A 25,987-nucleotide genomic window follows, 5' to 3' on the forward strand; every position below is an offset into this window, starting at 1 on the left:
GAAAGGCGCGGAACCAGCCGCGCCTTTCAAATCAGTGGAATTACTCGCCCTGCCGGGCTGGAGCATCCAGCTCGAAGGCGGTATGCAGTGCGCGTACCGCCAGCTCCAGGTACTTCTCTTCGATCACCACGGACACCTTGATCTCGGAGGTGGAGATCATCTGGATATTGATGGTCTCCTTGGCCAGGGCCTCGAACATACGACTGGCAACACCGGCGTGGGAACGCATACCGACACCGACGATGGACACCTTGGCAATGTTGGTGTCGCCGACCACTTCACGCGCACCCAGTTCGTCTGCGGTCTTTTGCAGCACGTTCAGGGCGTTGTTGTAGTCGTTGCGGTGCACGGTGAAGGTGAAGTCGGTGGTGTTATCGTGCGAGACGTTCTGCACGATCATGTCCACTTCGATATTGCCGGCGCTGATCGGGCCGAGAATCTTGAAGGCGATGCCTGGGATATCCGGCACCCCACGGATGGTCAGCTTGGCTTCGTCGCGATTGAAAGCGATGCCGGAAATGATCGGCTGTTCCATGGATTCCTCTTCATCAAGGGTAATGAGGGTGCCCGGGCCCTCCTGGAAGCTGTGCAGAACGCGCAGCGGGACGTTGTACTTGCCGGCGAATTCCACCGAACGAATCTGCAGCACCTTGGAACCTAGGCTGGCCATTTCCAGCATTTCTTCGAAGGTGATCTTTTCCAGACGCTGGGCCTTGGGCACCACGCGCGGGTCGGTGGTGTAGACACCATCGACGTCGGTGTAGATCTGGCACTCCTCGGCTTTCAGCGCTGCGGCCAGAGCCACACCGGTGGTATCGGAGCCGCCACGACCCAGGGTAGTGATGTTGCCGTGCTCGTCGACGCCCTGGAAACCCGCGACCACGACGACGCGGCCGGCCTTGAGGTCGGCACGAATCTTCTGGTCATCGATCTGCAGAATACGCGCCTTGTTGTGCGCGCTGTCGGTGAGGATGCGCACCTGGTTGCCGGTGTAGGACACCGCCGGCACGCCGCGCTTGATCAGCGCCATGGCCAACAGGGCAATGGTCACCTGCTCACCGGTGGACACCATCACATCCAGCTCACGCGCAACCGGCTCGCCATCGGTGATCTGTTTGGCCAGATCGATCAGGCGGTTGGTTTCGCCGCTCATGGCGGAAACCACGACGACGATGTCGTCACCGTTCTCGCGGAACTTCTTCACCTTGTCGGCCACCTGCGCGATACGCTCGATGGTGCCGACGGAGGTGCCCCCAAACTTCTGTACGATCAAAGCCATTTCAAAAAGCCGCCTGATTCCTCGAAGGGCGCCCATTAAACCCGCATCGGGTCATACTGCCAAGGCCCGCCGGACGCACTGCGGGCCCCGCTTTCTCGCTCGTTACGAAGCCTGCTCGACCAGGGTTGCGGCCAGGGCCAGGGCTTCATCCAGCTTGCCGGCATCGACGCCGCCACCCTGGGCCATGTCTGGGCGACCACCACCCTTGCCGCCCACTGCTGCGGCGGCCTGCTTCATCAGGTCACCGGCCTTGAGCTTGGCAGTCAGGTCCTGGGTCACACCGGCGACCAGTACCACCTTCTCGTCGAACACGCCGCCGAGCAGGATCACAGCGCTGCCCAGCTTGTTCTTCAGTTGGTCGACCAGCGCCAGCAGCGCCTTGCCGTCCAGACCATCGAGACGCGCAGCCAGCACCTTGGTGCCCTTCACGTCCACGGCCGAACCAGCCAGGTCATTGCCAGCAGCGCTGGCGGCCTTGGCCTTGAGCTGCTCCAGCTCCTTTTCCAGCTGACGGTTGCGCTCGATCAGGGCCGAGAGTTTGTCCAGCACGTTGTCGCGGCTGCCCTTGACCAGGGAGGCGGCTTCCTTGAGCTGTTCCTCGGCACCGTTGAGCCAGGCCAGCGCGGCGGCACCAGTGACCGCTTCGATACGACGCACGCCAGCGGCCACGCCGCCTTCGCTGGTGATCTTGAACAGACCGATGTCGCCGGTGCGCGATACGTGAGTACCGCCACACAGCTCGACGGAGAAATCGCCGCCCATACTCAGCACACGTACCTGATCACCGTACTTCTCGCCGAACAGCGCCATGGCGCCCTTGGACTTGGCGGTCTCGATGTCGGTTTCTTCGGTCTCGACCTCGGAGTTCTTGCGAATCTCAGCGTTGACGATGTCTTCCAGCTGCTTGATCTGCTCGGGCTTGATCGCCTCGAAGTGGCTGAAGTCGAAACGCAGGCGCTGACTGTCGACCAGCGAACCTTTCTGCTGCACGTGATCGCCCAACACCTGACGCAGCGCGGCGTGCAGCAGGTGGGTCGCGGAGTGGTTCAGCGCGGTGGCCTGACGCACACCCGCTTCGGCTTCGGCCTTGACGCTGGTGCCGACACTCAGGCCGCCTTTGGCCACCACACCGTGGTGCAGGAAGGCACCTCCAGCCTTGGTGGTGTCGCGCACGTCGAAGCGTACGCCAGCACTTTCTAGATAGCCGCAGTCGCCGATCTGGCCACCGGACTCGGCGTAGAACGGGGTCTGATCCAGCACCACCACGCCCTCTTCGCCTTCGGCGAGGCTGTCGACTGCAGCACCGCCCTTGAACAGGGCAATGATCTTGCCGCTGCCGCTGGTGCCTTCGTAACCGAGGAAGCGGGTGTCGCTATCAACCTTGACCAGGGCGTTGTAGTCCATGCCGAAGGCGCTGGCGGAACGGGCGCGCTCACGCTGCGCTTCCATTTCACGCTCGAAGCCCTCTTCGTCCACCGACAGCTCGCGCTCACGGGCGATGTCGGCGGTCAGGTCAACCGGGAAACCGTAGGTGTCATACAGCTTGAACACCACGTCGCCCGGGATTACCGAGCCCTGCAGGCCGGCCAGATCCTGCTCAAGGATCTTCAGGCCCTGCTCCAGGGTCTTGGCGAACTGCTCTTCTTCGGTCTTGAGCACGCGCTCGATATGCGCCTGCTGCTGTTTGAGTTCGGGGAAGGCTTCGCCCATCTCAGCCACCAGCGCAGCGACGATCTGGTAGAAGAAGCTGCCCTTGGCGCCCAGCTTGTTACCGTGACGGCAGGCGCGACGCACGATGCGGCGCAGCACGTAGCCACGGCCTTCGTTGGACGGAGTCACGCCGTCGGCAATCAGGAAGCTGCAGGAACGGATGTGGTCAGCCACCACTTTCAGCGAGGCCTGGCCTTCGTTGCTGCAGCCGATGGCCTTGGCCGAGGCGGCCAACAGGTTCTGGAACAGGTCGATCTCGTAGTTCGAGTTGACGTGCTGCAGCACGGCGCTGATGCGCTCGAGGCCCATGCCGGTGTCCACACTCGGCGCCGGCAGCGGGTGCAGCACGCCATCTGCAGTGCGGTTGAACTGCATGAACACGTTGTTCCAGATCTCGATGTAGCGGTCGCCATCTTCTTCCGGGCTGCCGGGTGGGCCGCCCCAGATGTGCTCGCCGTGGTCGAAGAAGATCTCGGTGCACGGGCCGCACGGCCCGGTATCACCCATTGCCCAGAAGTTGTCGGAGGCGTACGGCGCACCCTTGTTGTCGCCGATGCGGATCATGCGCTCGGTGGGGATGCCAACTTCCTTGGTCCAGATCTCGTAGGCTTCGTCATCGGTGGCGTAGACAGTGACCCAGAGCTTTTCCTTGGGCAGGTTCAGCCACTTGTCGGAGGTCAGGAATTCCCAGGCGTAATGAATGGCATCGCGCTTGAAATAGTCGCCGAAGCTGAAGTTGCCCAGCATTTCGAAGAAGGTGTGGTGACGCGCGGTGTAGCCGACGTTTTCCAGGTCGTTGTGCTTACCGCCGGCACGCACGCACTTCTGGCTGGTGGTGGCGCGAGTGTAGGCGCGTTTTTCCAGACCTAGGAAGCAGTCCTTGAACTGGTTCATACCCGCGTTGGTGAACAGCAGGGTTGGGTCGTTCGCCGGAATCAGCGAGCTGGAAGCGACACGAGTGTGCCCTTTTTCTTCGAAGAAGCTCAGGAAGGCTTCACGGATTTCTGCGCTTTTCATAGGGATATCCACGGAATCAGGCGGCCACGGCAAAGCCGGCAAAGGGACGCATTATATCGGCCCCATCGCCCGCGGCTAGTGCCTTGTTGATAGCGTGCGCCTATCGGCAGCGCACGCCTGACGCTTAATGCGAACGGAAAGCAGCAAATGCCCTGATCACCCGCTCGATTTGTTCGGCGCTGACGTCCAGATGAGTGACCAGACGCAGGCGTGGCGCGGCACTGACGGCGATGCCGTGTTCGGCCATGAAGGCCTTAACTTGCCCGGCACGCTCGCCAAGTTGCACATAGACCATATTGGTCTGCACCGGCTCGACGCTATAACCCAGCTCGGTCAACGCCTCGCCCAGGTGTGCGGCCTTGGCGTGATCCTCGGCCAGACGCTGAACCTGATGCTGCAGCGCATACAAGCCTGCTGCCGCCAGCACGCCGGCCTGACGCATGCCACCACCGACCATCTTTCGCAAACGGCGTGCTTTGGCGATCAACGCCGTACTGCCACAGAGCACCGAACCGACCGGCGCACCGAGCCCCTTGGACAGGCACACCGAGACCGAATCGAAGTGCTGGGTGATCTCGCGCGCCGGCACACCGAGCTTGACCGCCGCGTTATACAGGCGGGCGCCATCGAGGTGCAGGCTCAAACCACGACGGCGAGTCAGTTCGCGGGCGGCAGCCAAATAATAGAGCGGCAGCACCTTGCCCTGCATGGTGTTTTCCAGGGCCAGCAGGCGAGTGCGGGCGAAGTGGAAGTCGTCTTGCTTGATCGCCGCCTCGACCCTGCTCAGATCCAGCGAGCCGTCGGCTTCACCCTCGATCGGTTGCGGCTGGATGGAGCCGAGCACGGCGGCGCCGCCACCCTCGTACTTATAGGTGTGCGCCTGCTGGCCGACGATGTACTCGTCACCGCGTTCGCAATGAGCCATCAGGCCGAGCAGGTTGCTCATGGTGCCGGTGGGGACGAACAGCGCCGCCTCGAAGCCCAGTTCATTGGCCAGCCAGACCTCCAGGCGATTAACCGTGGGGTCTTCGCCATACACGTCATCGCCCAGCTCGGCAGCCATCATGGCTTCGCGCATGGCAGCAGTGGGTTGGGTAACGGTGTCGCTACGCAGGTCGATCAGGGGCATGACAGGCTTTCCCGGCAATTGGCGAAAGGCCCATGCTAAAGAGGTCGCTCGGACGGTGGAAGATACAGTTGAAGGCAAAATCGCGGGATGCCGTGGGAGGCGCTTTAGCGGCGATCAATACGACGCAACGTCGCGGCTAAAGCCCTGCAACATACGCCGCTATGCCAAACCGGCGCCATCGTCGGGGACGATCAGGATGGCGGCGCGGTGGCCATTCTTGACCTTGGGATTGGGGAAGATGATGCGCGCGCCCTGCTCTTCCACGATCCAGCGGATATCGGCGATATCCTCGGCAAGCAGGTAGCCGGGCTCCAGCTCGGTGAAGTTCTCGATATCCGCAGGCACATGCAGTTGAAAACTATCGCTGTGCTTGATCACCTCGCGCGACACGGCGAACAGCTGCATGCCATCGAGGGTCGGCTCGCCAGTGATTACCTCGGGCCCTTCGATCAGCGCGTGCAGCGCGTTCTCCAGCAGATCGAGGTTGACCAGTTCGTTCTGACCGAAAGCACGCGCCTTGCCCAGCTCCAGGGTGAAGGCCTCGGCGCCGAGTTGCGCGTAGGTATAGGCGCTGAAGGTAATCGACGACTTGTTCTGCAGCAGTACCGCCTCGATGCCGGCAGCACGCAGACGCTCCAGCTCGCGACGGGAATGTGCACGCCCCTCCTGCCACGGATAGAGGGCGAACTGCTCGATTTTGGACGCGCGGATGGCGGTATGCAGGTCGTAGTGCAGGCGCGTACGACCGGTGTCCTTGCCGAAGAAATTGACGGCCAGGTGCTCAAGGTCGCAGGCCCTGATGGCCTCGAAGCCACTGGACTGCTCGTGACGGCCGCTGAACAGACGATTGAGGTCCTGCTCGACGTAACGCTCGCCACGGCGCATGGCCTCGGGGTTACCGAACAGAAAGAGAATGCGCGCCGCCGGATGCAGCTCGTTGCGCGCGATGCCACGCAGCAGGCGGTCGAGCAGCTCGATCGGCGCTGTTTCGTTACCGTGGACGCCGGCCGACAGCAGCAGGTCGAGGCCATTGTCGCGCGCTGCAGGCGGAGTCACCTCCAGCGCACCTTCATCGAGCCAGCGCAGACGCGTGCCATCGGGCGTCAGTTGAATCTTCGCCGACGGCTCGTGGCCGGCCAGGGTCAGTTCAAGCAGTTTGCCGAGGGCAAGCATGGGGACTCCTTGGTTCGCAGCATTTTGGTAGAAGCGAGCGTCGCGAGCGAACAAGCGTTTTCGCGAGCAAAGCTCGCTCCTACAAGGTTCGATCAGTGATTGCAGTCCGGGCCATGAACATGATCGTCCTCATCGGCGATCATCGGCTCCATCTCCAACTGGAGGCTGACCAGGTTGGTGGCCTGCGGACGCAGCAGCAGGTTGACGTACTCGGTATCGCCCTCCTCCACGTCGACGCCGATCAGCAACTGATCGCCAACGGCCTGGACCCACAGCTCCTTGCCCTGCCAGACCACAGCAAAGCGGCTGCAGGAGGTCTCCAGCTGGGTGCCGTCGTTATCTTCAAGAATCAGTTGCAGAGCGTCGCTCATAAAATCTCCGGGAATCGAGGTCAGGTTCAGGCTATCTGAAAAGGATAGACCGAGCCCAGTTTAAGGATCTGCGTCAGTTCATCCAATGCCGCACGGCATTCGGTCAGCAATTGCGGGTCGGCCAGGTCGGCTTCGCTCAAGCGGTCGCGGTAATGCTTGTCGACCCAGGCCACCAGGGTATCGTGCAGCGCGTCGCTCATCACCACGCCAGGATTGACCGCTGCCAGTTCCTGCTCGTTGAGCGCCACGCGCAGGCGCAGGCACGCCGGGCCACCGCCATTCTGCATGCTCTGCTTGAGGTCGAACACGCGCACCTCGCGGATCGGCCCGCCGCTGGCCGTCAGCTGCTGCAGATAGCGCCAGACGCTGGCATTGTTCCGGCATTCCTCCGGCACCACCAGCAGCATGCTGCCGTCGGCACGGCTCAGCAGTTGACTGTTGAACAGGTAGGAGCGCACCGCGTCCTGCACGCTGACGGCAGAACCAGGCACGCATACGGCCTGGAAGTTGCCGCCACGACGAGCCAGCTTGTCGCCCAGCTCGGCCAGCACCTTGTCTGTTTCGAGGAAAGCATCCTGGTGATAGAACAGCACCTCGCCGTTACCCACGGCGATCACGTCATTGTGGAACACGCCCTGATCGATCACCGCCGGATTCTGCTGGGCGTAGACCACACCCGCCTCGCTTAGCCCATGCAGACGGGCCACCGCCTGGCTGGCCTCAAGGGTCTGTCGCGCCGGATAGCGCGCCGGCGCCGGATAGCGAGCGTCGAAGGCGCTGCGCCCGTAGACGAAGAACTCCACCCCGGCGTCGCCATAACCCTTGCAGAAGCGCGTGTGGTTGGCTGCGCCCTCGTCACCGAACTGCGCCACTGCCGGCAGCGCCGGGTGGTGAGCGAAGTGCGCCGGGTTGGCGAACATCGCCTGCAGCACGCGACTGGTGGTCGGGTGCTCGATGCTACGGTGGAACTTGCAGTTGAGGTTGGCCGCGGTGAAGTGCACGCGCCCGTCCGCCGTGTCGGCACTAGGGCTGACGGTGCAGGCATTGGCCGTCCACATGCTCGAGGCCGAGCAGCTCGCCACCAGCAGTGGCATGGCCTCGCGTGCCGCACGCTGGATCACCTCGACATCGCTGCCGGTAAAGCCCAGGCGGCGTAACGCCGCGACATCCGGACGCTCCTGCGGGGCCAGTACGCCCTGCTTGAAGCCCATGTCCATCAGCGCCTTCATCTTCGCCAGGCCCTGCTTGGCAGCCTCCTTGGGGTTGGATGCCGCCTGACTGTTGCTCTGCGAAGCCACGTTGCCGTAGGACAGCCCGCCGTAGTTGTGAGTCGGCCCGACCAGGCCGTCAAAGTTCATCTCATAGGCAGCCATTACAGGGTCACTCCCGGAGTCAGGGTCGCGGGCAGGCTCAGGCTGTCGCTTTCCAGCCCGGCCACCGGGTAGGCGCAGTAATCTGCCGCGTAGTAGGCACTGGCTCGGTGGTTGCCCGACGCCCCGATACCACCGAACGGCGCGGTGCTGGCGGCACCGGTGAGCTGCTTGTTCCAGTTGACGATGCCGGCGCGGCTATGCAGCCAGAACTGCTCGAAGCGTGCACGCGAGTCGGACAGCAGGCCAGCGGCCAAACCATAAGCCGTGGCATTGGCCTCGGCGATGGCCGATTCGAAGCTGTCGTAGCGGATCACCTGCAACAGCGGGCCGAAGAGTTCTTCGTCAGGACGGTCGCTCACGGCCGTGACATCGAGGATGCCGGGCGTCAGCAGTGCGGCATCGGCTTGTGGCTGGGTCATCGCCAGCAATGCCGTGGCGCCGCCCGCCAGCAGGTGCTGCTGCGCCTGCATCAGTTGTGCGGCGGCCTGCAGGGATATCACCGAACCCATGAACGGCGCCGGCTGCTCGTCGAAGCGACCGACCTTGATCTGCCCGACGACCTGCACCAGGCGCGCCAGCAGCGCATCGCCCCACTCCCCTTGCGGCACCAGCAGACGGCGCGCGCAGGTGCAGCGCTGGCCGGCAGAGATGAACGCGGACTGGACGATGGTGTAGACCGCTGCATCGACATCCGTGACCTGATCGACGATCAGTGGGTTGTTGCCGCCCATCTCCAGCGCCAGGATCTTGTCCGGGCGCCCGGCGAACTGGGCGTGCAGCAGATTGCCGGTGCGGCTGGAGCCGGTGAAGAACAGCCCGTCGATACCGGGGTGGCCAGCCAGGGCAACACCGGTTTCGCGACCACCCTGTAACAGGTTGAGCACACCCTCGGGCAGCCCGGCCTCGATCCAGCATTGCACGGTCAGCTCGGCCACCTTCGGCGCCAGCTCGCTGGGCTTGAACAGCACGCAGTTACCGGCCAGCAGCGCCGGCACGATATGCCCATTGGGCAGGTGACCCGGGAAGTTGTAGGGACCGAACACCGCCACCACCCCATGTGGCTTATGCCGCAACACCGCGGTGGCGTCGCCCAGCGGGCCGCTCTTCTCGCCAGTGCGCTCACAGTAGCTCTGAATGGAAATGGCGACCTTGCCCACCATGCTGTTCACTTCGGTGGCGGCTTCCCACAGCGGCTTGCCGGTCTCCTCACCAATCGCTCGGGCGACTTCGTCGGCGCGTGACTTCAAACAGGCGGCGAAGCGCTCCAGCACGGCGATGCGGCCGTCCAGCGAGTGCGCGGCCCACAGCGAGAACGCGCCCCGTGCAGCGCTAACGGCGGCATCGACCTGCGCCGCCGTGGCGCCCTGACCCTGCCACAGCACGGCCTGGCTGACCGGGTCGAGCGATTGCAGCGACTCGCCCTGACCGGGCTGCCACTGACCTGCAATGTAATGAGTGTTCATCTTGTTTTACCACTCCCAGCATTTTCCGGCGGCCGGCTTGGGCCGCCGCGCAAAACCAATAACTCAGCGGTGCGCCGACAGCGTCACAGCACGCACCTGATCACCCGCGGAAAGGCGCAGACGCTTGGCGGTCAGCGGATCGACCACCAGGGTGCCGGCAGCCAGGCGTGCAGGCGCAGCGGTGATGCGGCAATCCTGGCGCTTGCGGTTGTGTATCAGGAAAGGCTCGGCGTCATCGCCTGGCGTGCCGATGGCCAGCACCAGGTTCTGGCTGCCGTGCACGGCGCGGATCTTCGCGGTTTCTGCCTCGATAGCCGGGCCGGCATCGAAGATGTCGACATAGCCCTGGTAGCTGAAGCCCTCGGCCTTGAGCATGGCCAGCGCCGGCTCGGTATCCGGATGTACCCGACCGATCACGGCGCACGCATCTTCGGACAGGAAGCAGGTATAGAGCGGAAACTTGGGCATCAGCTCGGCGATGAAAGCCTTGTTGCCAACGCCGGTGAGGTAGTCCGCCTGGGAGAACTCCATCTTGAAGAAATGCCGACCAAGACTTTCCCAGAACGGCGAACGCCCGCGGTCATCGGACATGCCGCGCATCTCGGCGATCACCTTGTCGCCGAACAGCTCGCGAAACTCGGCGATGAACAGAAAGCGCGCCTTCGACAGCAGGCGGCCGTTGAGGCCGCTGCGGTGATCGGCATGCAGGAACAGCGAGCACAACTCGGAATTGCCGGTCAGGTCGTTGGCCATGAACAGCGTCGGCACCTGGCGATGGATGTTCAGCTCCTGCGAAGCACTGACCGTGAGGCCGACGCGGTAGTTGTACCAAGGCTCACGCAGGCCGACAGCACCGGCCACCGCAGAAATGCCCACCACCTTGCCGGCATCGTCTTCGAGTACGAACAGGTAGTCGGCATCGGCACGTTCGGCCTCGCCGCGAAAGGCCTTCTCCGCCCAGCCGACCCGATGCGCCAGGCGCTCCTCGTTGGCCGGCAGCGTGGTCAGGCCGGCGCCGGTACTGCGAGCCAGGTCGATCAGGGCCGGCAAGTCGGCGCTGCGCACGGGACGAACGATCATAAATCCTCCAGATTCCTCAAGAGTACCGTCGGCACTCTCATCCGCCCTCGAAGGGGCGCCCGCTCCAGCCGGAGCAGAGCCTGTTAAACAGCGACCAACCTGACGCTGGCACCTTCCCCAACCCCCAGCACCTCGGCCGCCTGCACACTGAGCACCACGGGCTTGCCCGGCACCCAGTCGAGGTCGGCGACGATGGCGCGGAAGTCCTGCAGTTGGCCATTGCTGACCAGATACTGGCGGCCACCGGCCTCGGCGTCGCCGATCTTCACCGGCACCAGGCGGCTCTGCGCGATGCTGCGAATGCCCGACGTGCGCGCATGCAGGGTCGGGCCACCGTCGAAGATGTCGATGTAATGGTCGGTCTCGAAGCCTTCGCGCATGAGGATGTCGAAGGTGATCTGCGCACGCGGATGCACCTGGCCCATGGCCTCCTGCGCCTCGTCCGAGAGCAGCGGCACATAGATCGGATAATGCGGCATCAGCTCGGCGAGAAAGGTGCGGCTTTTGAGGCCGCACAGGCGCTCGGCCTCGGCGTAGGTCATGTCGAAGAAATTGCGCCCCAGCGCGTCCCAGAACGGCGAATCACCGTTCTCGTCGCTGTGGCCGACGATCTCCACCACCACGGCATCGGCGAAGCGCTCCGGGTGCCCCGCCATGAACAGCAGGCGCCCGCGCGAATTGAGCTCGGCGTACACGCTGCTGACCAGCGGGCGCTCGACGTAGAAGCTGGTGAGCAGGCTGTTGCCGGTCAGGTCGTGACACAGCGACAGCACGTGGATCTTGTTGTGGATCTTCAGCTCGCGCGAGTTGTGCACGAAGGTTTCGTTGCGAAAGCTGTAGAAGGGTTCGGAGTAGCCCGCCGAGGCAACGATGCCGGAACAGCCGACCAGGCGGCCGCTCTCGGTGTCCTCGAGGACGAAGAAGTAGCTCTCCTCGCCATTGAAACTGACTTCGGCGGCGAACGACGCATCCGAGGCGGCGATCTTGTCGCCCAACCGGCCTGCATCGTCCGGCAAGGAAGTGACACCCACCGGGCTGTCAGCAGCCAGTCGCTGCACATCCGCCAGGTCCGCCATTTGCGCAGGGCGCATCACCAGCATGGGTCACTCCTTCTAAAACACGGGATCTATAGGACTCGCAGCCAGGGTCAGGCGGACAACCGTGGGAGGTGCTTCGGCTCTGGCATCCTGCTTCGCTCTAGCTCCTGCATCCATGCCGTCGCAGCCGCGATTGTCGCGGCTAAAGCTCCACCCACAGCAAGTCAGCGAAGACTCAGGCTGCCGTCAGTTTGCTCAGCGCACGCTCGAAACGGGCCAGGCCTTCTTCGATATCGGCATCTTCGACCACCAGGCTCGGGGCGAAGCGCACCACGTCCGGACCGGCCTGCAGAATCATCAGGCCTTCGGCTGTGGCGGCATCGAGCACCTGCTTGGCCTTGCCCTGCCACGCGTCATTCAACACGCAACCAAGGAGAAGCCCCATGCCGCGCACCTGCTCGAACAGGCCGTACTGTTTGCCCAGCGCCAGCAGACGGGTCTTGAACTGTTCGCTCTTGGCCTTGACGCCGTCCAGCGTCTGACGGGTGTTGACGATGTCCAGCACTGCCTCACCAACAGCACAGGCCAGCGGGTTACCACCGTAGGTGGTGCCGTGGGTGCCGGGCGAGAAATGCTTGGCCAGATCGGTGGTGGTGAGCATCGCCGCGATGGGGAAGCCACCGCCCAGGCTCTTGGCGCTGGAGAGAATGTCCGGCACCACGCCGTAATTCATGTAGGCGAACAGCTCGCCAGTGCGGCCCATACCGCTCTGCACTTCATCGAATACCAGCAGCGCGTTGTGCGCGTTGCACAGTTCGCGGGCACCTTCCAGATAAGCCTTGTCCGCCGGCAGCACGCCGCCCTCACCCTGGATCGGCTCCAGCACCACCGCGCAGGTCTTGTCGGAGATGGCGGCTTTCAACGCCTCCAGATCGTTGTACGGCACATGGGTGATGCCCTGGATCTTCGGCCCGAAACCGTCGGAGTACTTCGGCTGGCCACCGACGCTGACGGTGAACAGGGTACGACCGTGGAAACTGTTGGTCGCCGCGATGATCTCGTGCTTCTCCGGCCCGAAACGGTCATGAGCGACACGCCGCGCCAGCTTGAACGCAGCCTCGTTGGCCTCGGCGCCGGAGTTGCAGAAGAACACGCGCTCGGCGAAGGTCGCTTCGACCAGCTTCTTGCCCAGACGCAGGGTCGGCTCGTTGGTGAACACGTTGGAGATGTGCCACAGGGTATGGGCCTGCTCGGTCAGCGCCGCGACCAGCGCCGGGTGGCAATGGCCAAGCACGTTGACGGCGATGCCGCCAGCGAAGTCGATCAGCTCTCGACCGCTCTGATCCCAGACTCGCGAACCCAGGCCGCGCACGGGTACGAAGGCAGCTGGGGCGTAGTTGGGGACCATGAACTGATCGAAATCGGCGCGTTGCACCGCATCGTGCTGAACGGACATCAAAGCTCTCCTGATGAGAAATACCGGCCGCTGGCAGGCGGCAAAGCGCCCGAAACGACAGGGAATGCAAGGATTGTAGGGACTGAATCGGGGCCGGCATTGTCGCCATGCGACAACTTCTTACAGCGCCACCCCAGGTTTTCCGCGGGTTTTCGTCCAAGCGACAGAAAGCGTCGGAAAGGCGCAGTTTAATCGCAGATCGCCGCTTGGAGCACGCTGCCAGAAAAAATCTCCGCAGGCTGACTGGCCGGTATCGAAAGTCCTGCTTGCGTAACCATGCACGACCTACTCCCTCTCCCATTTATGGGAGAGGGCTGGGGAGAGGGTGGCTCAGGCAACTCGGAGTGTCGGACAGCCCCTCTCCCCCGCCCCTCTCCCGCAAGCGGGAGAGGGGAGACAAGCTTGTAGAAGACGCCGCCTCAGCCCCGCTCGACCGGCGTCGACGTCAGCTCGAAGGGGCTGTTGCTGCGACGCTGGTTGCGATCATCGCGCGGCGTGGCGCCGAAGAAGTTGCGGTAGGCACTGGAGAAATGCGGCCCCGAGGAAAATCCGCAGGACAGGCCGATTTGGATGATCGACTTGCTGGTCTGCATCAGCAGCTGGCGCGCCTTGCTCAAGCGCAACTCCAGGTAATACTGGCTGGGCACGCGATTGAGGTACTGTTTGAAGATGCGCTCGAGCTGACGACGCGACACACACACATGCTGGGCAATCTCGTCGGTGGTCAGCGGCTCCTCGATGTTGGCTTCCATCAGCAGCACGGCCTGGGTCAGCTTGGGATGGCTGGAGCCGAGGCGATTCTGCAGCGGAATACGCTGACGCTCACCACCCTCGCGAATGCGCTCGACCACCAGTTCCTCGCTCACCGCACCGGCCAGCTCGGCACCGTGATCGCGCGCCAGCACTGCCAGCAGCAGATCGAGCACGGCCAAGCCACCACAGGCGGTCAGGCGATCGCGATCCCAGTCGAACAGATGGCTGGTGGCGATGACCTTGGGGAAACGCTCGGAGAAATCGTCCTGCCAGCGCCAGTGCACTGCCGCACGATAACCATCGAGCAAACCGAGCTGAGCCAGCGGATAGACCCCGGCAGACAGCCCGCCGATCACGCAACCGCTGCGCACCTGCTGCTTGAGCGCCGCCGCCAGGCCCGCGGACACCTGCGCCGGCGGCGTATCGGCGAGCAGAAACAGCTTGTCCAACCCTTCCAGATGCCCGGCCCAGGGCTCGCCCGGCAGACGCCAGTCACCCGCAGCCAGCGGCTCGGCCTGGAGGAACACCAGCTCGTACACCACGTCCGGATGCACGCGCTGGGCAACACGCAGGGCTTCCTCCGCCAGAGACAAGGTCAGGGCTTTGGTGCCAGGCCAATACAAAAAGCCGATTCGATGAGGCGTCATTAGTGTCTGTTCAGGTCCGCTGTGCACCGGTTCAGTGCGCAGTCTAGCTTCTTATTATTTGAGACTGCCGGAAAGAAACTGCTGCAGTCGTTCGGATTGCGGATTGGCCAGCACTTCCTTCGGGCAACCGCGCTCTTCAACCAGCCCCTTGTGCAGGAATACCAGCTGGTTCGACACCTCGCGGGCAAAACCCATTTCGTGGGTCACCACCACCATGGTGCGACCTTCGGTGGCCAGGTCCTGCATCACCTTGAGCACTTCGCCGACCAGTTCCGGGTCGAGCGCCGAAGTCGGCTCGTCGAACAGCATCACCTCCGGCTCCATGGCCAGGGCACGGGCGATGGCCACGCGCTGCTGCTCACCACCGCTCATGTGCGCCGGGTAGGCATCCTTGCGGTGCGCCACACCGACCTTGGCCAGGTAGTGCTCGGCCTTGTCGCGGGCCTCGGCCTTGCTCACGCCGAGCACATGCACCGGCGCTTCCATGACGTTTTCCAGGGCGCTCATGTGCGACCACAGGTTGAAGTGCTGGAACACCATGGCCAGGCGCGAGCGCATGCGCTGCAGTTGCTTGGCGTCGGCGGCACGCAGCGAACCATCCTTGGCCGGCACCAGCTTCAGCTCTTCGTTGTTAAGCAGAATCTTGCCGGCATGCGGCTGTTCGAGCAGGTTCAGGCAGCGCAGGAAGGTACTCTTGCCCGAGCCGCTGGAGCCGATGATGCTGATCACGTCGCCCGCCTTGGCTGCCATCGACACGCCCTTGATCACCTCATGGCTGCCGTAGCGCTTGTGCAGGTCCTGAACTTCGAGTTTGTACATGTTCGGGTTCTCTTGAATCGTCATGGCATCAGCCCTTGCGCGGGGCCATGTAGGCCAACCAGCGACGTTCGGCCAGCTTGAACAGGCGCACCAGGATGAAGGTCAGCGCCAAGTAGAACAGGCCGGCGGTGATGAAGGCTTCGAACGGCATGTAGTACTGCGAACTGACGGTACGCGCCGCGCCAGTGATGTCGATCAGGGTCACGATCGACGCCAGCGACGTGGTGTGCAGCATCATGATCACTTCGTTGCTGTACTGCGGCAGCGCACGGCGCAGCGCCGACGGCAGCAGGATGCGCCGGTACAGCTTGGCTCGCGACATGCCCATGGCCTTGGCCGCCTCGATCTCACCCGGCGGCGTGGCCTTGAGGCTGCCGGCGAGGATTTCCGCCGTGTAGGCGCTAGTATTGATGGCAAACGCCAGGCAGGCGCAGAAGGTGGCGCTGGAGAAATACGGCCACATGAAGCTGTCACGGATGAACTCGAACTGAGCCAGGCCGTAATAGATCAGAAACAGCTGTACCAGCATCGGCGTGCCGCGAATCACGTAGGTGTAGAGCCAGGCCGGGAAGTTGACCCAGGGCGATTTCGACACCCGCATCAGCGCCAACGGCAGCGCCAGGCTGAGGCCGACCGCCAGGGAGATCAGCAGGATTTTCACGGTGACCAGCACGCCGCCCCAGTACAGCGGCAGGTTCTCCCAGATCATTTGATAGTCGAAGATCATAGGTCAGCCGCCTTGGTACCTACCGAGTAGCGTTTCTCGAGGAACCGCAACGCCAGCAGGGACACGCTGGTCAGCACCAGGTACAGCCCCGCTACCGCCAGGTAGAAGGTGAACGGCTCACGCGTCGCGTCAGCCGCGCTCTTGGCCTTGAACATCATGTCCTGCAGGCCGACCACGGAAATCAGCGCGGTGGCCTTGGTCAGCACCAGCCAGTTGTTGGTGAAACCGGGAATGGCGAAACGGATCATCTGCGGCACGAGAATGCGGAAGAACACCTGCATCCCGCTCATGCCATAGGCCGCGCCGGCTTCCGCCTGCCCCTTGGGGATCGCCATGAAGGCGCCACGGAAGGTCTCCGACAGGTAGGCCCCGAAGATGAAGCCCATGGTGAACACGCCGGCGACGAAGGGGTTGATGTCGATGTAATCGTCATAGCCGACCATGGGCGCGATGCGGTTCACCATGTCCTGGCCGCCGTAGAAGATCAGCAGAATCAGCACCAGATCGGGGATGCCGCGAATCACCGTGGCATAGGTATCGCCCAACGCCGCCAGCCAACGCACCGGTGACAAGCGAAAGGCCGCACCCAGCAGGCCGAGGAAGATCGCCACTGCCATCGACGTCAGCGCCAGAAGCAGAGTGAGCCAGGCACCATCGAGAATGGTCGAGCCGTAGCCTTGAAGCATGCGCTAATACCTCTCAGGCACCCCAGGCGCCGCCTAGCACAAAGAAAATTCATGTCGCTCACGCGACGGGTCGCACGGTTGGCATTCAGCCAAAGCCAGCAAGAACCAACTCCGCAGAACCAAGAAAAAAGTGGCACCAACCCTTTTCAGGTTGTGCCACTTTTTTTGCCTGGGACGCTTACTCGCCGTAAACGTCGAAGTCGAAGTACTTGTCCTGCACTTCCTTGTACTTGCCGTTGGCGCGGATGGCCAGGATGGCAGCACTGATCTTGTCGGCCAGCGCCTGGTCACCCTTGCGCACGGCAATGCCCTGACCTTCGCCGAAGTACTTCACCTCGGTGAAGTCCGGGCCGGCGAATGCGAAGCCCTTGCCAGCGTCGGTCTTGAGGAAACCGTCGTCGATGTTCACCGAGTCAGCCAGGGTGGCGTCCAGACGGCCGGACTGCATGTCCAGGAACACTTCGTTCTGCGAGCTGTAACGGACGATCTCGGCGCCGGCCGGAGCGAAGATGTCGGTGGCGTAACGGTCATACACGGACGAACGCTGCACGCCGATCTTCTTGCCTTTCAGGTCGACCAGCGGGTCCTTGATCTCGGTACCGGCTTTCATCGCCAGCTTGGCGGGGGTGGCGTAGTACTTGCCGGTGAAGTCCACGGACTTCTTGCGGTCTTCGGTGATCGACATGGACGACAGCACGGCGTCGAACTTGCGCACTTTCAGGGCCGGGATCAGACCGTCGAACTCCTGCTCGATCCACTTGCACTCGACCTTCATCTCTTCGCACAGGGCGTTGCCGATGTCGTAGTCGAAGCCGGAAATCTGACCATCGGGAGTCTTGAATGCGAAGGGCGGGTAGGCCGCCTCGATGCCAATGCGCAGCGGCTTCTCGGCCATGGCCAAGGGCGACATCAGGGACAGCGCCAGGGCGCCAAGCAGTGCGATCTTCTTCATTCTTTGCTCCTTCGAATTGGGTATGACATCGATGGCAGTGAGGGGCCCGGGCCTTTTATGGATTGTAGAAGGCGGTGCTGCGCTGTCGTGGTGGACAAGCGACAAAGGGGCCTTGGCTGGGTGTGCGGCATTCTAGCGGCAGGCAATGAGGCGATATTTCCTCAATGCGACAACTAATTACAGAAGCACCAGAAGCGCCGGGCGCAGATATTGACAGCCCGCAAAAGGAGTGATCAAGCAGAAAAGGGTAAACGGATATCTACAGCAATACTCAGGCCATCAATCAGCAAAAGCCCGTTTCATGGGCTTTAACGCCGCTTTCGCGTGTCATTCAGCGTTGTAAATGGCACCGTATCGGCGCACCAACGTTCCCTAACCGCCCAATCGGGTGCGCGCTGTTACCGTGGCGCTATGCAAACCGTAGGGTGCGCATCGGTACACGACCACGCACTGGAGTAGCCGTCATTCCCGCGAAGGCGGGAAACCAGGCGTTACGCAACACCTGGGCTCCCGCCTTCGCGGGAGTGACGATCAATAGCGCACGAGTCACTCACCCACACGCAAGCCAAGCCGCGCTATCACGCGGTTTTCCTCGGCGCGGTCCAGCCCGGCTTCCTCGACGCGCACGCCCTGCTCTTCCAGCGCCTGAATCCAGCGCAGCAACTGAGCGAACGCCACCGGCTGCAGGTTGACCTGCACCGCACCAAAACCCTCGGTATCCAGGCGCTCGATCACCAGCCCCTGCTGCGCCGCACTCGCCGTGACCACGCCCTGCAGGCGCGCCGGGTCGAGGCTGGCGCGCGGCTGCAGGTCACGCCCCTGCACCTGCGGCGCACGGCTTTGCAGATAGGTATAAAGCGCGCGCTGCTCCTCGAACGTGGCGCGCGCGGCCTGGGCATGGCGCTGCGCCGGTTGCCACAACGCCAGGTAGAACACCACCAGCAGCAGGAAGACGCTCAGCGCCGCCAGCGCCAGGCGATCACGCGCCGGCAGCGCCTGCCAGCGTTGCGCCAGCGGCGAACGCTGCCAGTGCAGTTGCAGACTCTCGCTCAACCCTGTTCTCGACATGCTGCTCATCCTCCTATTACCACGCGCGCGCTGACGCCTTCGGCCTCGCGGCTGGCCGAACCCATTTGCACCGACAATCCTGCCGCCTCCAGGCGCTCACGCAAACGCTCCAGCTCGGCGAAGCCCGGTGCCTGCAACTGCAGCGACATATCGGTACGGGTCGCGCTGTAGTCGAGCTGATTGACCTGTACCTGCGGCGCGCCCTCGGCATGTAGCGCCGCTGCCACCTCGGCCAGCAGGCCGAGCACCGGGCTGGCGCTGCCCGAAGACTGCGCCAGATGCTGATCGAACTGCGCGCGGAGATTGATCAGCTTGCTGTCCTGCGGAAACAGCTCGCGGTACAGCGCCTCGCTGGACGCGGCATAGGCATCGGCCTCACGCTGCAAGTACCAGCCCTGCGCGAGATTGAAGCCCCACTGCAACACAAGACACAGCGCCAGCACCCCGGCCAGCGGCCGCCAACGCAGCCAGCCGTCACCGCTCTGGCGCAGGGCGAACTCCCCTTGCGCGAAGTCGACACTCGCGTGCTGACGCACCAGCCACTGATGCGCATCTTCCAACAGGTGCACTTCATCGACCGATTCGGGCAGCGCCTGCCCCGTCGGCGCACTGGCGATATGCGGCGTGGGGCAGCGCCCTGCCAGCACCGGCCAATCCTCGCGCTGCAAGGCCAGACGCCAAGGCGCCTCGCCACCGAGCAGCCACCGCGAGTGCAGCCAGAGCAGTTGACTGCCCTGGGGCGGCAACAGATCGGCATCGACCCGGATCGCCTGCGGCGGCTGCGCCGCGAACAGCGCCAGACACTCGCGTAACCAGCTGGCGCGCAGCGCGTAGACACGGTGACGGCCATCGGCCAGTTGCTCACCCAGGGCCAGATGCATCAGTTCGACATCCTCGGCCAGTAGCTCCTCCACCGCGAACGGCAGCGCCTGGCGCATCCAGCGCGCCTTCTGCGTCGGCAATTGCACGGCGCACGCGGTGACCGCCTCAACCGGCAGCACCAGCTCCCAGTGTGCCGGCAGATCGGCCAGTGCCTCGGCCAGGCTCAAGGCGCGACTGTCATCTGCCGTAACGCGCATGACGGGCAGGTCCGCTGACAGGTCGTGGCACGCCTCGGGCGGCAGGAATATCCATGTCGAGTTCATTCTTGTTCTTCCTCAATAGGACGTGGCGGCATACCGCCCTGCCCCAGATCACGCGCCAGGACACTGACCTGGCCATCATTGCTGCGCTGCAACAGGCTGCGCAATACCACCCGGCGTTCACCCAGGCTCACTTCGCTGAACACCTCGAAATACTGGCTGCCGACCGCCAGCCCCTGCACCACCTGCTCACCCAGGCCAGCAAGCGCAGGCTGGGCAGCGAAGGCCGCAGCGCTGGGATAGCCTTCGGCGCCGCGCCCGGCAATCAGCGACACGGCCGCATCCGGGCTCAAGCCGTCGGACAGACTGGAGAGCACCATCGCACTGGCCGTGTTGACATTGAGCAGCGCCTCGCTCGGCAGCGCGCTGACGAAGGGTCGCAGGCGGCGGTAGTCGGCCTCCTCCATCTCCAGCAGCAGGCGCAGTTCGGACACATCAGTGATCTCGCGATTGGCAGTGCGGTAAGGTGGTGTCGCCAACAGGTACTGGCCATCCTCCGCGCCATTGCCGCCCTGCAGTTCGCTGTCGCTATCGAGCCAGTCCAGCAGGCGCTCGGCATAAGGTTTGTCGATTCCCAGGCGCAGCAGCAGGCGACGCAAACGCAGCACCGCCAGCTCGTTGGGTCGGCCCTGGCGCACCAGGCTATTGAGATTGAAACGACCGCTGGGGTCGACGATACGCACACGCAGCTCGCCACCCTCATCCAGCGGGAACGGCGCCAGTGGCCGGGCCCAGGGCTCCAGCGGATGATCCACCGGCTGGCGCGGATCACCCTGACGCAGATCGCGTTCGAGAATCGCCTTGGCCAGGGTCTCGCCGCCCAGTGCGTAGTGCCAGGCTTGGGTCACGTGCAACTGGTTGGCGCTGCTGCGGATCGACAGCTGCTGACGAGCGATCAAACCAGCGCAGACCACCGTCACCACGGCGACCACCAGCAGCACGGTAATAAGCGCCACCCCACTCTGCCGCCTCATGTCTGCGGCACCTCATTCGGCTCGTCCGGCGACCCGCCAGCACGGTTCTCTGCCGGCAAATCCGGCAAGCGCAGCAGGCGACGCAATTCGCCATAACGGCGATGCTGCAGGCGCAGCTCGATGGCGCGCGGCAAGTCGGTGAGCAGGCCATCGCCAGAGGCATTGGCCGGCGGCCAGTCGGGCTGCCACTGCCCGTCCTTGTCCAGATAGCGCAAGCTCAGCGATTCGACGCCATCGAGTGCCTGCTGGATTTGCGGTGCGCTGTCCTGCGCGCGGTCCAGCACACGCCAATAACGGCGCTGCCATTGCTCGCCACTGAGCTGCCAGCGCACTCGCTGCACCTCCGCTCGCGGTTGGCCCAGCGGATTGCGCCAGCCAGCGCGGGTCAGCTCCAGCGCCGTGGCATCGGTCAGGTCGCTGTGCAGCGCTGGCTGAGCATCGCCGAAACCATCGCGAATCGGCCGCACCGTCACCTGGCGCAGGTCGCGCTCGAAGGCAGACAGGGCACGGGTCAGCTCGCGCAACTGGCGTTCGTGCTCGCGGGTAACGGCATCGGCGCTGAGCACGCTGTCGAGCATGCGGTAGGTGGCCAACCCCAGCAGGGCGAAGATGGCGATGGCGATCAGCAGCTCCAGCAGGGTGAAGCCGCGCTGCGGACGATTCACTGCGGCGCCCCCAGAAAACCGCTGAGCGTGACCTGCGCGCGCTCACGCAGATCGCCACTGGCGCCGCGCTCTTCGGCGGCGACCCACAGCGTCACACGGCGCATGGCAGGCTCGCTGGTGGCCTGGATTTCGCTCTGCCAAGACCAACGGCGCCCAGCGAACTCCACCTGGCCCTGGTCGCGGCCATCGGCGGGCGGGGTCTCGGCCAGTTGCAATTCCGCCATGCGGTTATCGGCCACCCACATGGCCAGGGTCTTGTCTTCCAGCTGGCTGGCGGTACGCACGCTACGTGCACTGGCGGTCAGCACACTGGCGGCGACCAGGGCAAAGATCGCCAGTGCCACCATCACCTCGAGCAGCGTAAAACCGCGCGCGCCCTTCATCCGGCACGCCCCGCACCCAACTCCTCGACACGCGGCAGGCCGAAGCCATCACTGGACAATTGCAGGCGCAGGCCGTCGCGGCGGCGCTCGGCCAGGCGCAGGCGAAACGGCGTCAGCTCGCCGCTTGAGAGAATCAGCAACTGCGGCGTATCAGCACCAGCCTCGGTCGTCAGGCTCAGGGCCTCGCCCTCCACTTCAAAGGCCAGCTCGGCCCACTCCGGCAGGCGATGAACCTGACGATCCAGCGCCTGCCACTCGGCGCGCTGCGGGTCATAGCGCAGGACTCGATAGCCTTCACGGGTGAAGCTCAAGCCGTACTCGCGGTTGTCCAGCACCGCCTCGTCGAGCAGCACGCCGATCAGGCCACTGAGGCGTTCGGCCTCGCTGCGCAGCTCGCGCCCCGGCCCGGCGATGCCGGTGCTGAATACAGCCAGGCCGATCAGGCTGCCGAGTATGACCAGCACCACCAGCAGTTCGATAAGGGTGAAGCCGCGTTGCGCCTTCAATGTAGGAGCGAGCTCTGCTCGCGAACATGGACGATGTCGAACGCTTCGCGAGCAGAGCTCGCTCCTACAGGCGAACGGCGGCATGGTCGAGTCAGATATCCCAGTTGCCGATATCGGCGTTCAGGTCGCTGCCGCCCTGCTTGCCGTCCGCGCCAAGCGAATACAGGTCGAATGCGCCCTTGGTACCAGGTGCAAGGTATTGGTAAGGGTTGCCCCACGGATCGATGGGCAGGCGCTTGAGGTAGCCGTCCTTGTTCCAGTTCTTCGCCGGCGGGTTGCCGCTCGGCTTGCTCACCAGCGCTTCCAGGCCCTGCTGAGTGCTGGGGTAGTTGTGGTTGTCGAGCTTGTACATATCCAGCGCCGCACCGATGGCCCGGATGTCGTTCTGCGCGGCGGTGACCTTGGCCTGATCCGGCCGGCTCATCACCTGCGGCACCACCAGCGCTGCCAGAATGCCCAGAATCACCACCACGACCATGATTTCGATGAGCGTGAAACCTGCTTGTCTGCGTATCACCTAATTACCCCACCATTTGGTTCAAAGAAAGAATCGGCAACAGGATGGCCAGCACGATCACCAGCACCACTGCCCCCATGAAGACCAGCATGAACGGCTCGAACAGCCCGACCAGCAGGGCGATCTGCGCGCTGAGGTCGTTTTCCTGGTTCTTCGCCGTACGTGCCAACATCTGATCCAGCTCGCCGGAGCGTTCGCCGCTGGCGATCATGTGCAACATCATCGGCGGGAACTGCCCGGTGGCCTCCAGCGAACGGGTCAGGCTGCCGCCCTCGCGCACCTTCTGCGCCGCCACCAGCACCTCGCCACGGATCACCCGATTGCCGATCACCTCACCAGCAATCGCCAGCGCCTCCACCAGCGGCACGCCACTGCGAGTGAGGATGGCCAGGGTCGAGGCGAAACGCGCGCAATCGGTGGCGCGACCCAGCCGGCCTATCAGCGGGATACGCAACAGAAAACGATGCCAGCGCAGGCGGAAGGCCTCGTCACGCAGCGCGGCGCGCAAGGCGATCACCGCCAGTACCAGCGCCACCAATGCAACCAGCCCCCAGGCCTTGACCCAATCACTCAGGGCGATCAGCCCGCGCGTGAGCGCCGGCAGGGTCTGCCCGGAATCGACGAACACCTTGACCACATCCGGCACCACGTAGCCAAGCAGAAAGCCGACGATCAGCAGCGACGCGCACATCAGAATCACCGGGTAAAGCAGCGCCAACTGCACCTTCTGCCGCGACTGCTGGCGCTGATCGGTGTAATCGGCCAACTGCTCCAGCACCGGGCCGAGATGCCCGGCATGCTCACCCGCCGCCACCGTGGCGCGATACAGCTCAGGAAAAGCGGCCGGAAATTCCTTGAGGCTGCCGGCCAGGCTGTGCCCCTCCAGCACGCGAGCGCGCACCGCCAGCAACATGCCCTGGATACGCGAATTGGTGGATTGCGCAGCTGCTGCGCGCAGCGCTTCCTCGATCGGCAACGCCGCCTGGATCAATGTCGCCAACTGGCGGGTGACCAGCGCCAGATCTCGCGCCGACAGGCCGCGGGCAAACCCCAGGCGCGCCTGGCCACTGCCCTGCTCGCGGCTGCGCGTGGCCTTGACCTCCAGCGGCGCCAACTGGCGATCGCGCAGCAACTGGCGTACCTGGCGCGCGCTATCGGCCTCCAGCACGCCCTTTTGCTGACGGCCACGCCCATCCAGGGCGATGTATTCAAAGGCCGCCATCGACAAATCGCTCCGGTTGTTCCTGTAGGAGCGGCTTCAGCCGCGATGTACACCGCCTCGCGGCTGCAACGGCATGCCGCCCAGCCGCGCCCACAAGAGCCATTGCCAACGCCCCTATCGCCATCATTCTTCTCGCGTCACGCGCAGCACTTCCTCGACCGTGGTCACCCCTTCCAACACCTTGCGCCGACCATCGTCACGGATGCTCGGGCCCAGCGTGCGGGCGTGGCGGGTCATGTCCTGCTCGGAAGCGCGGCTGTGCACCAGGGTGCGCATGGTTTCGTCGAACACCACCAGCTCATAGATGCCGGTACGCCCGCGATAGCCCTGCTGATGGCAATGGGCGCAGCCGCGTGCATGGTAGAGCGTCGGCGGCGAGCTGGCCGGCACGCCGAGCAACGCGCATTCGGCCGCATCGGCGGCATAGGGTTCCTTGCACGACGGGCACAGCACGCGCACCAGGCGCTGGGCCAGCACGCCGAGCAGCGATGACGACAGCAGGAACGGCTCCACGCCCATATCCACCAGGCGAGTGATGGCGCCGATGGCGCTGTTGGTGTGCAGCGTGGACAGCACCAGGTGGCCGGTCAGCGAGGCCTGTACGGCGATCTCTGCGGTTTCCTTGTCACGGATCTCGCCCACCATCACCACGTCCGGGTCCTGGCGCAGAATGGCGCGCAGGCCCCGGGCAAAGGTCATGTCCACCTTGGTGTTGACCTGGGTCTGGCCGATGCCTTCGAGGTGGTACTCGATGGGGTCTTCGACGGTAAGAATGTTGCGCGTGTGATCGTTGAGGCTGACCAGGCTGGCGTACAGCGTGGTGGTCTTGCCCGAACCAGTGGGGCCGGTGACCAGCAGGATGCCGTGCGGCTTGCGCACGGTGTCTTCCATCAGCGCACGATCCTCGGCACGCATGCCCAGGTGCTGCAGAGACAGGCGCCCGGCCTGTTTGTCGAGCAATCGCAGCACCACCCGCTCGCCGTTGGCCGAGGGCAGTGTCGATACACGAATGTCCACCTCGCGCCCGCCGACCTTGAGCGAGATGCGCCCGTCCTGCGGCACGCGCTTCTCGGCGATATCCAGGCGCGCCATGACCTTGACCCGTGACACCAGCAAGGCGGCCAGCTCGCGCTTGGGCTCGAGCACCTCACGCAGGATGCCATCGACGCGAAAGCGCACGACAAGACGTTTCTCGAAGGTTTCCAGGTGAATGTCGGAGGCGTTTTCCTTGATCGCTTCGCCGAGAATGGCGTTGATCAGGCGAATGATAGGCGCATCGTCTTCCTGCTCCAGCAGGTCTTCAGTTTCCGGTACCTGATCGGCCAGCGAGGCCAGGTCGAAGCTGCCGCCGATATCCTCGGCCAGTTGCATGGAAGCGGAGTCGTGCTGATAGGCAGCGCCCAGCGCCTGGGCGAACGCCTGGGTATCGAGCACCTGCAGCGGCAGGCTGCGCCCGGCGAAACGCTGAGCCTCGGCCAGGGCAGCCAGGTCGCAGTCGGCGCGATGGGCCAAACTGGCGTGCCCGTCATGCATGACGAACACCAGGCCATGACGCTTGGCGAAACTGAAGGGCAAGCGGCGCAATGGGGTTTCCAGCAGCGAAGCGTTCATGCGAGACCTTAGAACAGAACCTTATCCCGGTATTACAGCCTAACCTGGCCGTTTTGGCCCAATGGGCCACCTCTGGGACGGTCTTCTTGTATGTTTATGCGATTATCTTTAACACATTGCCAGGAACAGCACACCCACCCTATTTGGGGGATGCCAAGCGCGTGCAGGCTGCTATGATCAGCGCGCGACGCCCCGCACATAAGAAGAACTAGAACGTCGTTTTCCGG

The 25,987-nt window shown here is 63.8% G+C and carries 24 protein-coding genes; all 24 read right to left on the bottom strand.

What is annotated here, in order from left to right:
* Positions 1 to 40: 40 nt before the first annotated feature.
* Positions 41 to 1,279, bottom strand: coding sequence for an aspartate kinase (locus AAEQ75_RS21675; protein ID WP_343350449.1), 1,239 nt, complete (start codon positions 1,277 to 1,279; stop codon positions 41 to 43).
* A 102-nt stretch (positions 1,280 to 1,381) separates the two neighbouring features.
* On the bottom strand, positions 1,382 to 4,006 hold the full coding sequence (gene alaS / locus AAEQ75_RS21680; protein ID WP_343350450.1) for an alanine--tRNA ligase: 2,625 nt from the start codon (positions 4,004 to 4,006) through the stop codon (positions 1,382 to 1,384).
* 124 nt (positions 4,007 to 4,130) lie between these two features.
* A complete protein-coding gene (gene ltaE / locus AAEQ75_RS21685) occupies positions 4,131 to 5,135 on the bottom strand; it encodes a low-specificity L-threonine aldolase (protein WP_343350451.1) in 1,005 nt (334 codons plus the stop codon).
* Between the two features lie 159 nt (positions 5,136 to 5,294).
* Positions 5,295 to 6,308: a succinylglutamate desuccinylase gene (gene astE, locus AAEQ75_RS21690; RefSeq protein WP_343350452.1), complete on the bottom strand. Its 1,014-nt coding sequence runs from the start codon at positions 6,306 to 6,308 to the stop codon at positions 5,295 to 5,297.
* Between the two features lie 92 nt (positions 6,309 to 6,400).
* A complete protein-coding gene (locus AAEQ75_RS21695) occupies positions 6,401 to 6,679 on the bottom strand; it encodes a hypothetical protein (RefSeq protein WP_003461883.1) in 279 nt (92 codons plus the stop codon).
* A 26-nt stretch (positions 6,680 to 6,705) separates the two neighbouring features.
* Entirely contained in the window at positions 6,706 to 8,052 is a 1,347-nt protein-coding gene (gene astB, locus AAEQ75_RS21700; protein WP_343350453.1) for an N-succinylarginine dihydrolase, read from the bottom strand.
* Positions 8,052 to 9,515 (bottom strand): succinylglutamate-semialdehyde dehydrogenase, encoded by a 1,464-nt coding sequence (gene astD / locus AAEQ75_RS21705; protein ID WP_343350454.1) that lies wholly within the window; start codon positions 9,513 to 9,515, stop codon positions 8,052 to 8,054. The genes astB and astD overlap by 1 nt, the downstream gene beginning before the upstream one ends.
* A gap of 63 nt (positions 9,516 to 9,578) precedes the next feature.
* A complete protein-coding gene (astA, locus tag AAEQ75_RS21710) occupies positions 9,579 to 10,595 on the bottom strand; it encodes an arginine N-succinyltransferase (protein ID WP_343350455.1) in 1,017 nt (338 codons plus the stop codon).
* Positions 10,596 to 10,678: 83 nt separating this feature from the next.
* Positions 10,679 to 11,695: an arginine/ornithine succinyltransferase subunit alpha gene (aruF, locus tag AAEQ75_RS21715; RefSeq protein ID WP_343350456.1), complete on the bottom strand. Its 1,017-nt coding sequence runs from the start codon at positions 11,693 to 11,695 to the stop codon at positions 10,679 to 10,681.
* A gap of 172 nt (positions 11,696 to 11,867) precedes the next feature.
* Positions 11,868 to 13,088: an aspartate aminotransferase family protein gene (locus tag AAEQ75_RS21720; RefSeq protein ID WP_343350457.1), complete on the bottom strand. Its 1,221-nt coding sequence runs from the start codon at positions 13,086 to 13,088 to the stop codon at positions 11,868 to 11,870.
* Positions 13,089 to 13,507: 419 nt separating this feature from the next.
* Positions 13,508 to 14,488 carry a transcriptional regulator ArgR gene (argR, locus tag AAEQ75_RS21725; RefSeq protein WP_343350458.1) on the bottom strand — a complete coding sequence of 327 codons (981 nt, stop codon included), beginning with the start codon at positions 14,486 to 14,488 and terminating at the stop codon, positions 13,508 to 13,510.
* Positions 14,489 to 14,542: 54 nt separating this feature from the next.
* Entirely contained in the window at positions 14,543 to 15,307 is a 765-nt protein-coding gene (locus tag AAEQ75_RS21730; protein ID WP_099525199.1) for an ABC transporter ATP-binding protein, read from the bottom strand.
* A gap of 28 nt (positions 15,308 to 15,335) precedes the next feature.
* Positions 15,336 to 16,034: an ABC transporter permease gene (locus AAEQ75_RS21735; protein ID WP_106733826.1), complete on the bottom strand. Its 699-nt coding sequence runs from the start codon at positions 16,032 to 16,034 to the stop codon at positions 15,336 to 15,338.
* On the bottom strand, positions 16,031 to 16,720 hold the full coding sequence (locus AAEQ75_RS21740; protein WP_106733825.1) for an ABC transporter permease: 690 nt from the start codon (positions 16,718 to 16,720) through the stop codon (positions 16,031 to 16,033). The genes AAEQ75_RS21735 and AAEQ75_RS21740 overlap by 4 nt, the downstream gene beginning before the upstream one ends.
* 178 nt (positions 16,721 to 16,898) lie before the next feature.
* Positions 16,899 to 17,672, bottom strand: coding sequence for an ABC transporter substrate-binding protein (locus tag AAEQ75_RS21745; RefSeq protein WP_099525196.1), 774 nt, complete (start codon positions 17,670 to 17,672; stop codon positions 16,899 to 16,901).
* A 546-nt stretch (positions 17,673 to 18,218) separates the two neighbouring features.
* The gene (locus AAEQ75_RS21750) at positions 18,219 to 18,740 is read right to left on the bottom strand and encodes a type II secretion system protein M (RefSeq protein WP_343350459.1); all 522 of its coding nucleotides are present in this window, start codon (positions 18,738 to 18,740) and stop codon (positions 18,219 to 18,221) included.
* 5 nt (positions 18,741 to 18,745) lie between these two features.
* Positions 18,746 to 19,885 (bottom strand): type II secretion system protein GspL, encoded by a 1,140-nt coding sequence (gene gspL / locus AAEQ75_RS21755; protein WP_343350460.1) that lies wholly within the window; start codon positions 19,883 to 19,885, stop codon positions 18,746 to 18,748.
* Complete coding sequence (gene gspK, locus AAEQ75_RS21760; RefSeq protein WP_343350462.1) at positions 19,882 to 20,856, bottom strand: type II secretion system minor pseudopilin GspK; 975 nt, start codon at positions 20,854 to 20,856, stop codon at positions 19,882 to 19,884. The genes gspL and gspK overlap by 4 nt, the downstream gene beginning before the upstream one ends.
* A complete protein-coding gene (gspJ, locus tag AAEQ75_RS21765) occupies positions 20,853 to 21,521 on the bottom strand; it encodes a type II secretion system minor pseudopilin GspJ (protein WP_343350463.1) in 669 nt (222 codons plus the stop codon). The genes gspK and gspJ overlap by 4 nt, the downstream gene beginning before the upstream one ends.
* Complete coding sequence (gene gspI / locus AAEQ75_RS21770; RefSeq protein ID WP_343350464.1) at positions 21,518 to 21,904, bottom strand: type II secretion system minor pseudopilin GspI; 387 nt, start codon at positions 21,902 to 21,904, stop codon at positions 21,518 to 21,520. The genes gspJ and gspI overlap by 4 nt, the downstream gene beginning before the upstream one ends.
* Positions 21,901 to 22,410, bottom strand: a complete 510-nt coding sequence (gene gspH, locus AAEQ75_RS21775) for a type II secretion system minor pseudopilin GspH (RefSeq protein WP_343350465.1) — start codon at positions 22,408 to 22,410, stop codon at positions 21,901 to 21,903. The genes gspI and gspH overlap by 4 nt, the downstream gene beginning before the upstream one ends.
* 91 nt (positions 22,411 to 22,501) lie before the next feature.
* Positions 22,502 to 22,888 carry a type II secretion system major pseudopilin GspG gene (gspG, locus tag AAEQ75_RS21780; protein ID WP_343352465.1) on the bottom strand — a complete coding sequence of 129 codons (387 nt, stop codon included), beginning with the start codon at positions 22,886 to 22,888 and terminating at the stop codon, positions 22,502 to 22,504.
* A gap of 43 nt (positions 22,889 to 22,931) precedes the next feature.
* Complete coding sequence (gene xcpS, locus AAEQ75_RS21785; RefSeq protein WP_343350466.1) at positions 22,932 to 24,149, bottom strand: GspF family T2SS innner membrane protein variant XcpS; 1,218 nt, start codon at positions 24,147 to 24,149, stop codon at positions 22,932 to 22,934.
* A gap of 123 nt (positions 24,150 to 24,272) precedes the next feature.
* A complete protein-coding gene (gspE, locus tag AAEQ75_RS21790; protein WP_343350467.1) occupies positions 24,273 to 25,760 on the bottom strand; it encodes a type II secretion system ATPase GspE in 1,488 nt (495 codons plus the stop codon).
* Positions 25,761 to 25,987 lie beyond the last annotated feature (227 nt).

The organism is Pseudomonas sediminis (genome assembly GCF_039555755.1).
Taxonomy (GTDB): Bacteria; Pseudomonadota; Gammaproteobacteria; order Pseudomonadales; family Pseudomonadaceae; genus Aquipseudomonas; species Aquipseudomonas mendocina_D.

Excerpts from the sequence above, each read along its gene's own strand:
- AAEQ75_RS21675 (WP_343350449.1), bottom strand. The coding sequence starts at position 1,279 with ATGGCTTTGATCGTACAGAAGTTTGGGGGCACCTCCGTCGGCACCATC.
- alaS (WP_343350450.1), bottom strand. The coding sequence starts at position 4,006 with ATGAAAAGCGCAGAAATCCGTGAAGCCTTCCTGAGCTTCTTCGAAGAA.
- ltaE (WP_343350451.1), bottom strand. The coding sequence starts at position 5,135 with ATGCCCCTGATCGACCTGCGTAGCGACACCGTTACCCAACCCACTGCT.
- astE (WP_343350452.1), bottom strand. The coding sequence starts at position 6,308 with ATGCTTGCCCTCGGCAAACTGCTTGAACTGACCCTGGCCGGCCACGAG.
- AAEQ75_RS21695 (WP_003461883.1), bottom strand. The coding sequence starts at position 6,679 with ATGAGCGACGCTCTGCAACTGATTCTTGAAGATAACGACGGCACCCAG.
- astB (WP_343350453.1), bottom strand. The coding sequence starts at position 8,052 with ATGGCTGCCTATGAGATGAACTTTGACGGCCTGGTCGGGCCGACTCAC.
- astD (WP_343350454.1), bottom strand. The coding sequence starts at position 9,515 with ATGAACACTCATTACATTGCAGGTCAGTGGCAGCCCGGTCAGGGCGAG.
- astA (WP_343350455.1), bottom strand. The coding sequence starts at position 10,595 with ATGATCGTTCGTCCCGTGCGCAGCGCCGACTTGCCGGCCCTGATCGAC.
- aruF (WP_343350456.1), bottom strand. The coding sequence starts at position 11,695 with ATGCTGGTGATGCGCCCTGCGCAAATGGCGGACCTGGCGGATGTGCAG.
- AAEQ75_RS21720 (WP_343350457.1), bottom strand. The coding sequence starts at position 13,088 with ATGTCCGTTCAGCACGATGCGGTGCAACGCGCCGATTTCGATCAGTTC.
- argR (WP_343350458.1), bottom strand. The coding sequence starts at position 14,488 with ATGACGCCTCATCGAATCGGCTTTTTGTATTGGCCTGGCACCAAAGCC.
- AAEQ75_RS21730 (WP_099525199.1), bottom strand. The coding sequence starts at position 15,307 with ATGTACAAACTCGAAGTTCAGGACCTGCACAAGCGCTACGGCAGCCAT.
- AAEQ75_RS21735 (WP_106733826.1), bottom strand. The coding sequence starts at position 16,034 with ATGATCTTCGACTATCAAATGATCTGGGAGAACCTGCCGCTGTACTGG.
- AAEQ75_RS21740 (WP_106733825.1), bottom strand. The coding sequence starts at position 16,720 with ATGCTTCAAGGCTACGGCTCGACCATTCTCGATGGTGCCTGGCTCACT.
- AAEQ75_RS21745 (WP_099525196.1), bottom strand. The coding sequence starts at position 17,672 with ATGAAGAAGATCGCACTGCTTGGCGCCCTGGCGCTGTCCCTGATGTCG.
- AAEQ75_RS21750 (WP_343350459.1), bottom strand. The coding sequence starts at position 18,740 with ATGTCGAGAACAGGGTTGAGCGAGAGTCTGCAACTGCACTGGCAGCGT.
- gspL (WP_343350460.1), bottom strand. The coding sequence starts at position 19,885 with ATGAACTCGACATGGATATTCCTGCCGCCCGAGGCGTGCCACGACCTG.
- gspK (WP_343350462.1), bottom strand. The coding sequence starts at position 20,856 with ATGAGGCGGCAGAGTGGGGTGGCGCTTATTACCGTGCTGCTGGTGGTC.
- gspI (WP_343350464.1), bottom strand. The coding sequence starts at position 21,904 with ATGAAGGGCGCGCGCGGTTTTACGCTGCTCGAGGTGATGGTGGCACTG.
- gspG (WP_343352465.1), bottom strand. The coding sequence starts at position 22,888 with ATGGTCGTGGTGGTGATTCTGGGCATTCTGGCAGCGCTGGTGGTGCCG.
- xcpS (WP_343350466.1), bottom strand. The coding sequence starts at position 24,149 with ATGGCGGCCTTTGAATACATCGCCCTGGATGGGCGTGGCCGTCAGCAA.
- gspE (WP_343350467.1), bottom strand. The coding sequence starts at position 25,760 with ATGAACGCTTCGCTGCTGGAAACCCCATTGCGCCGCTTGCCCTTCAGT.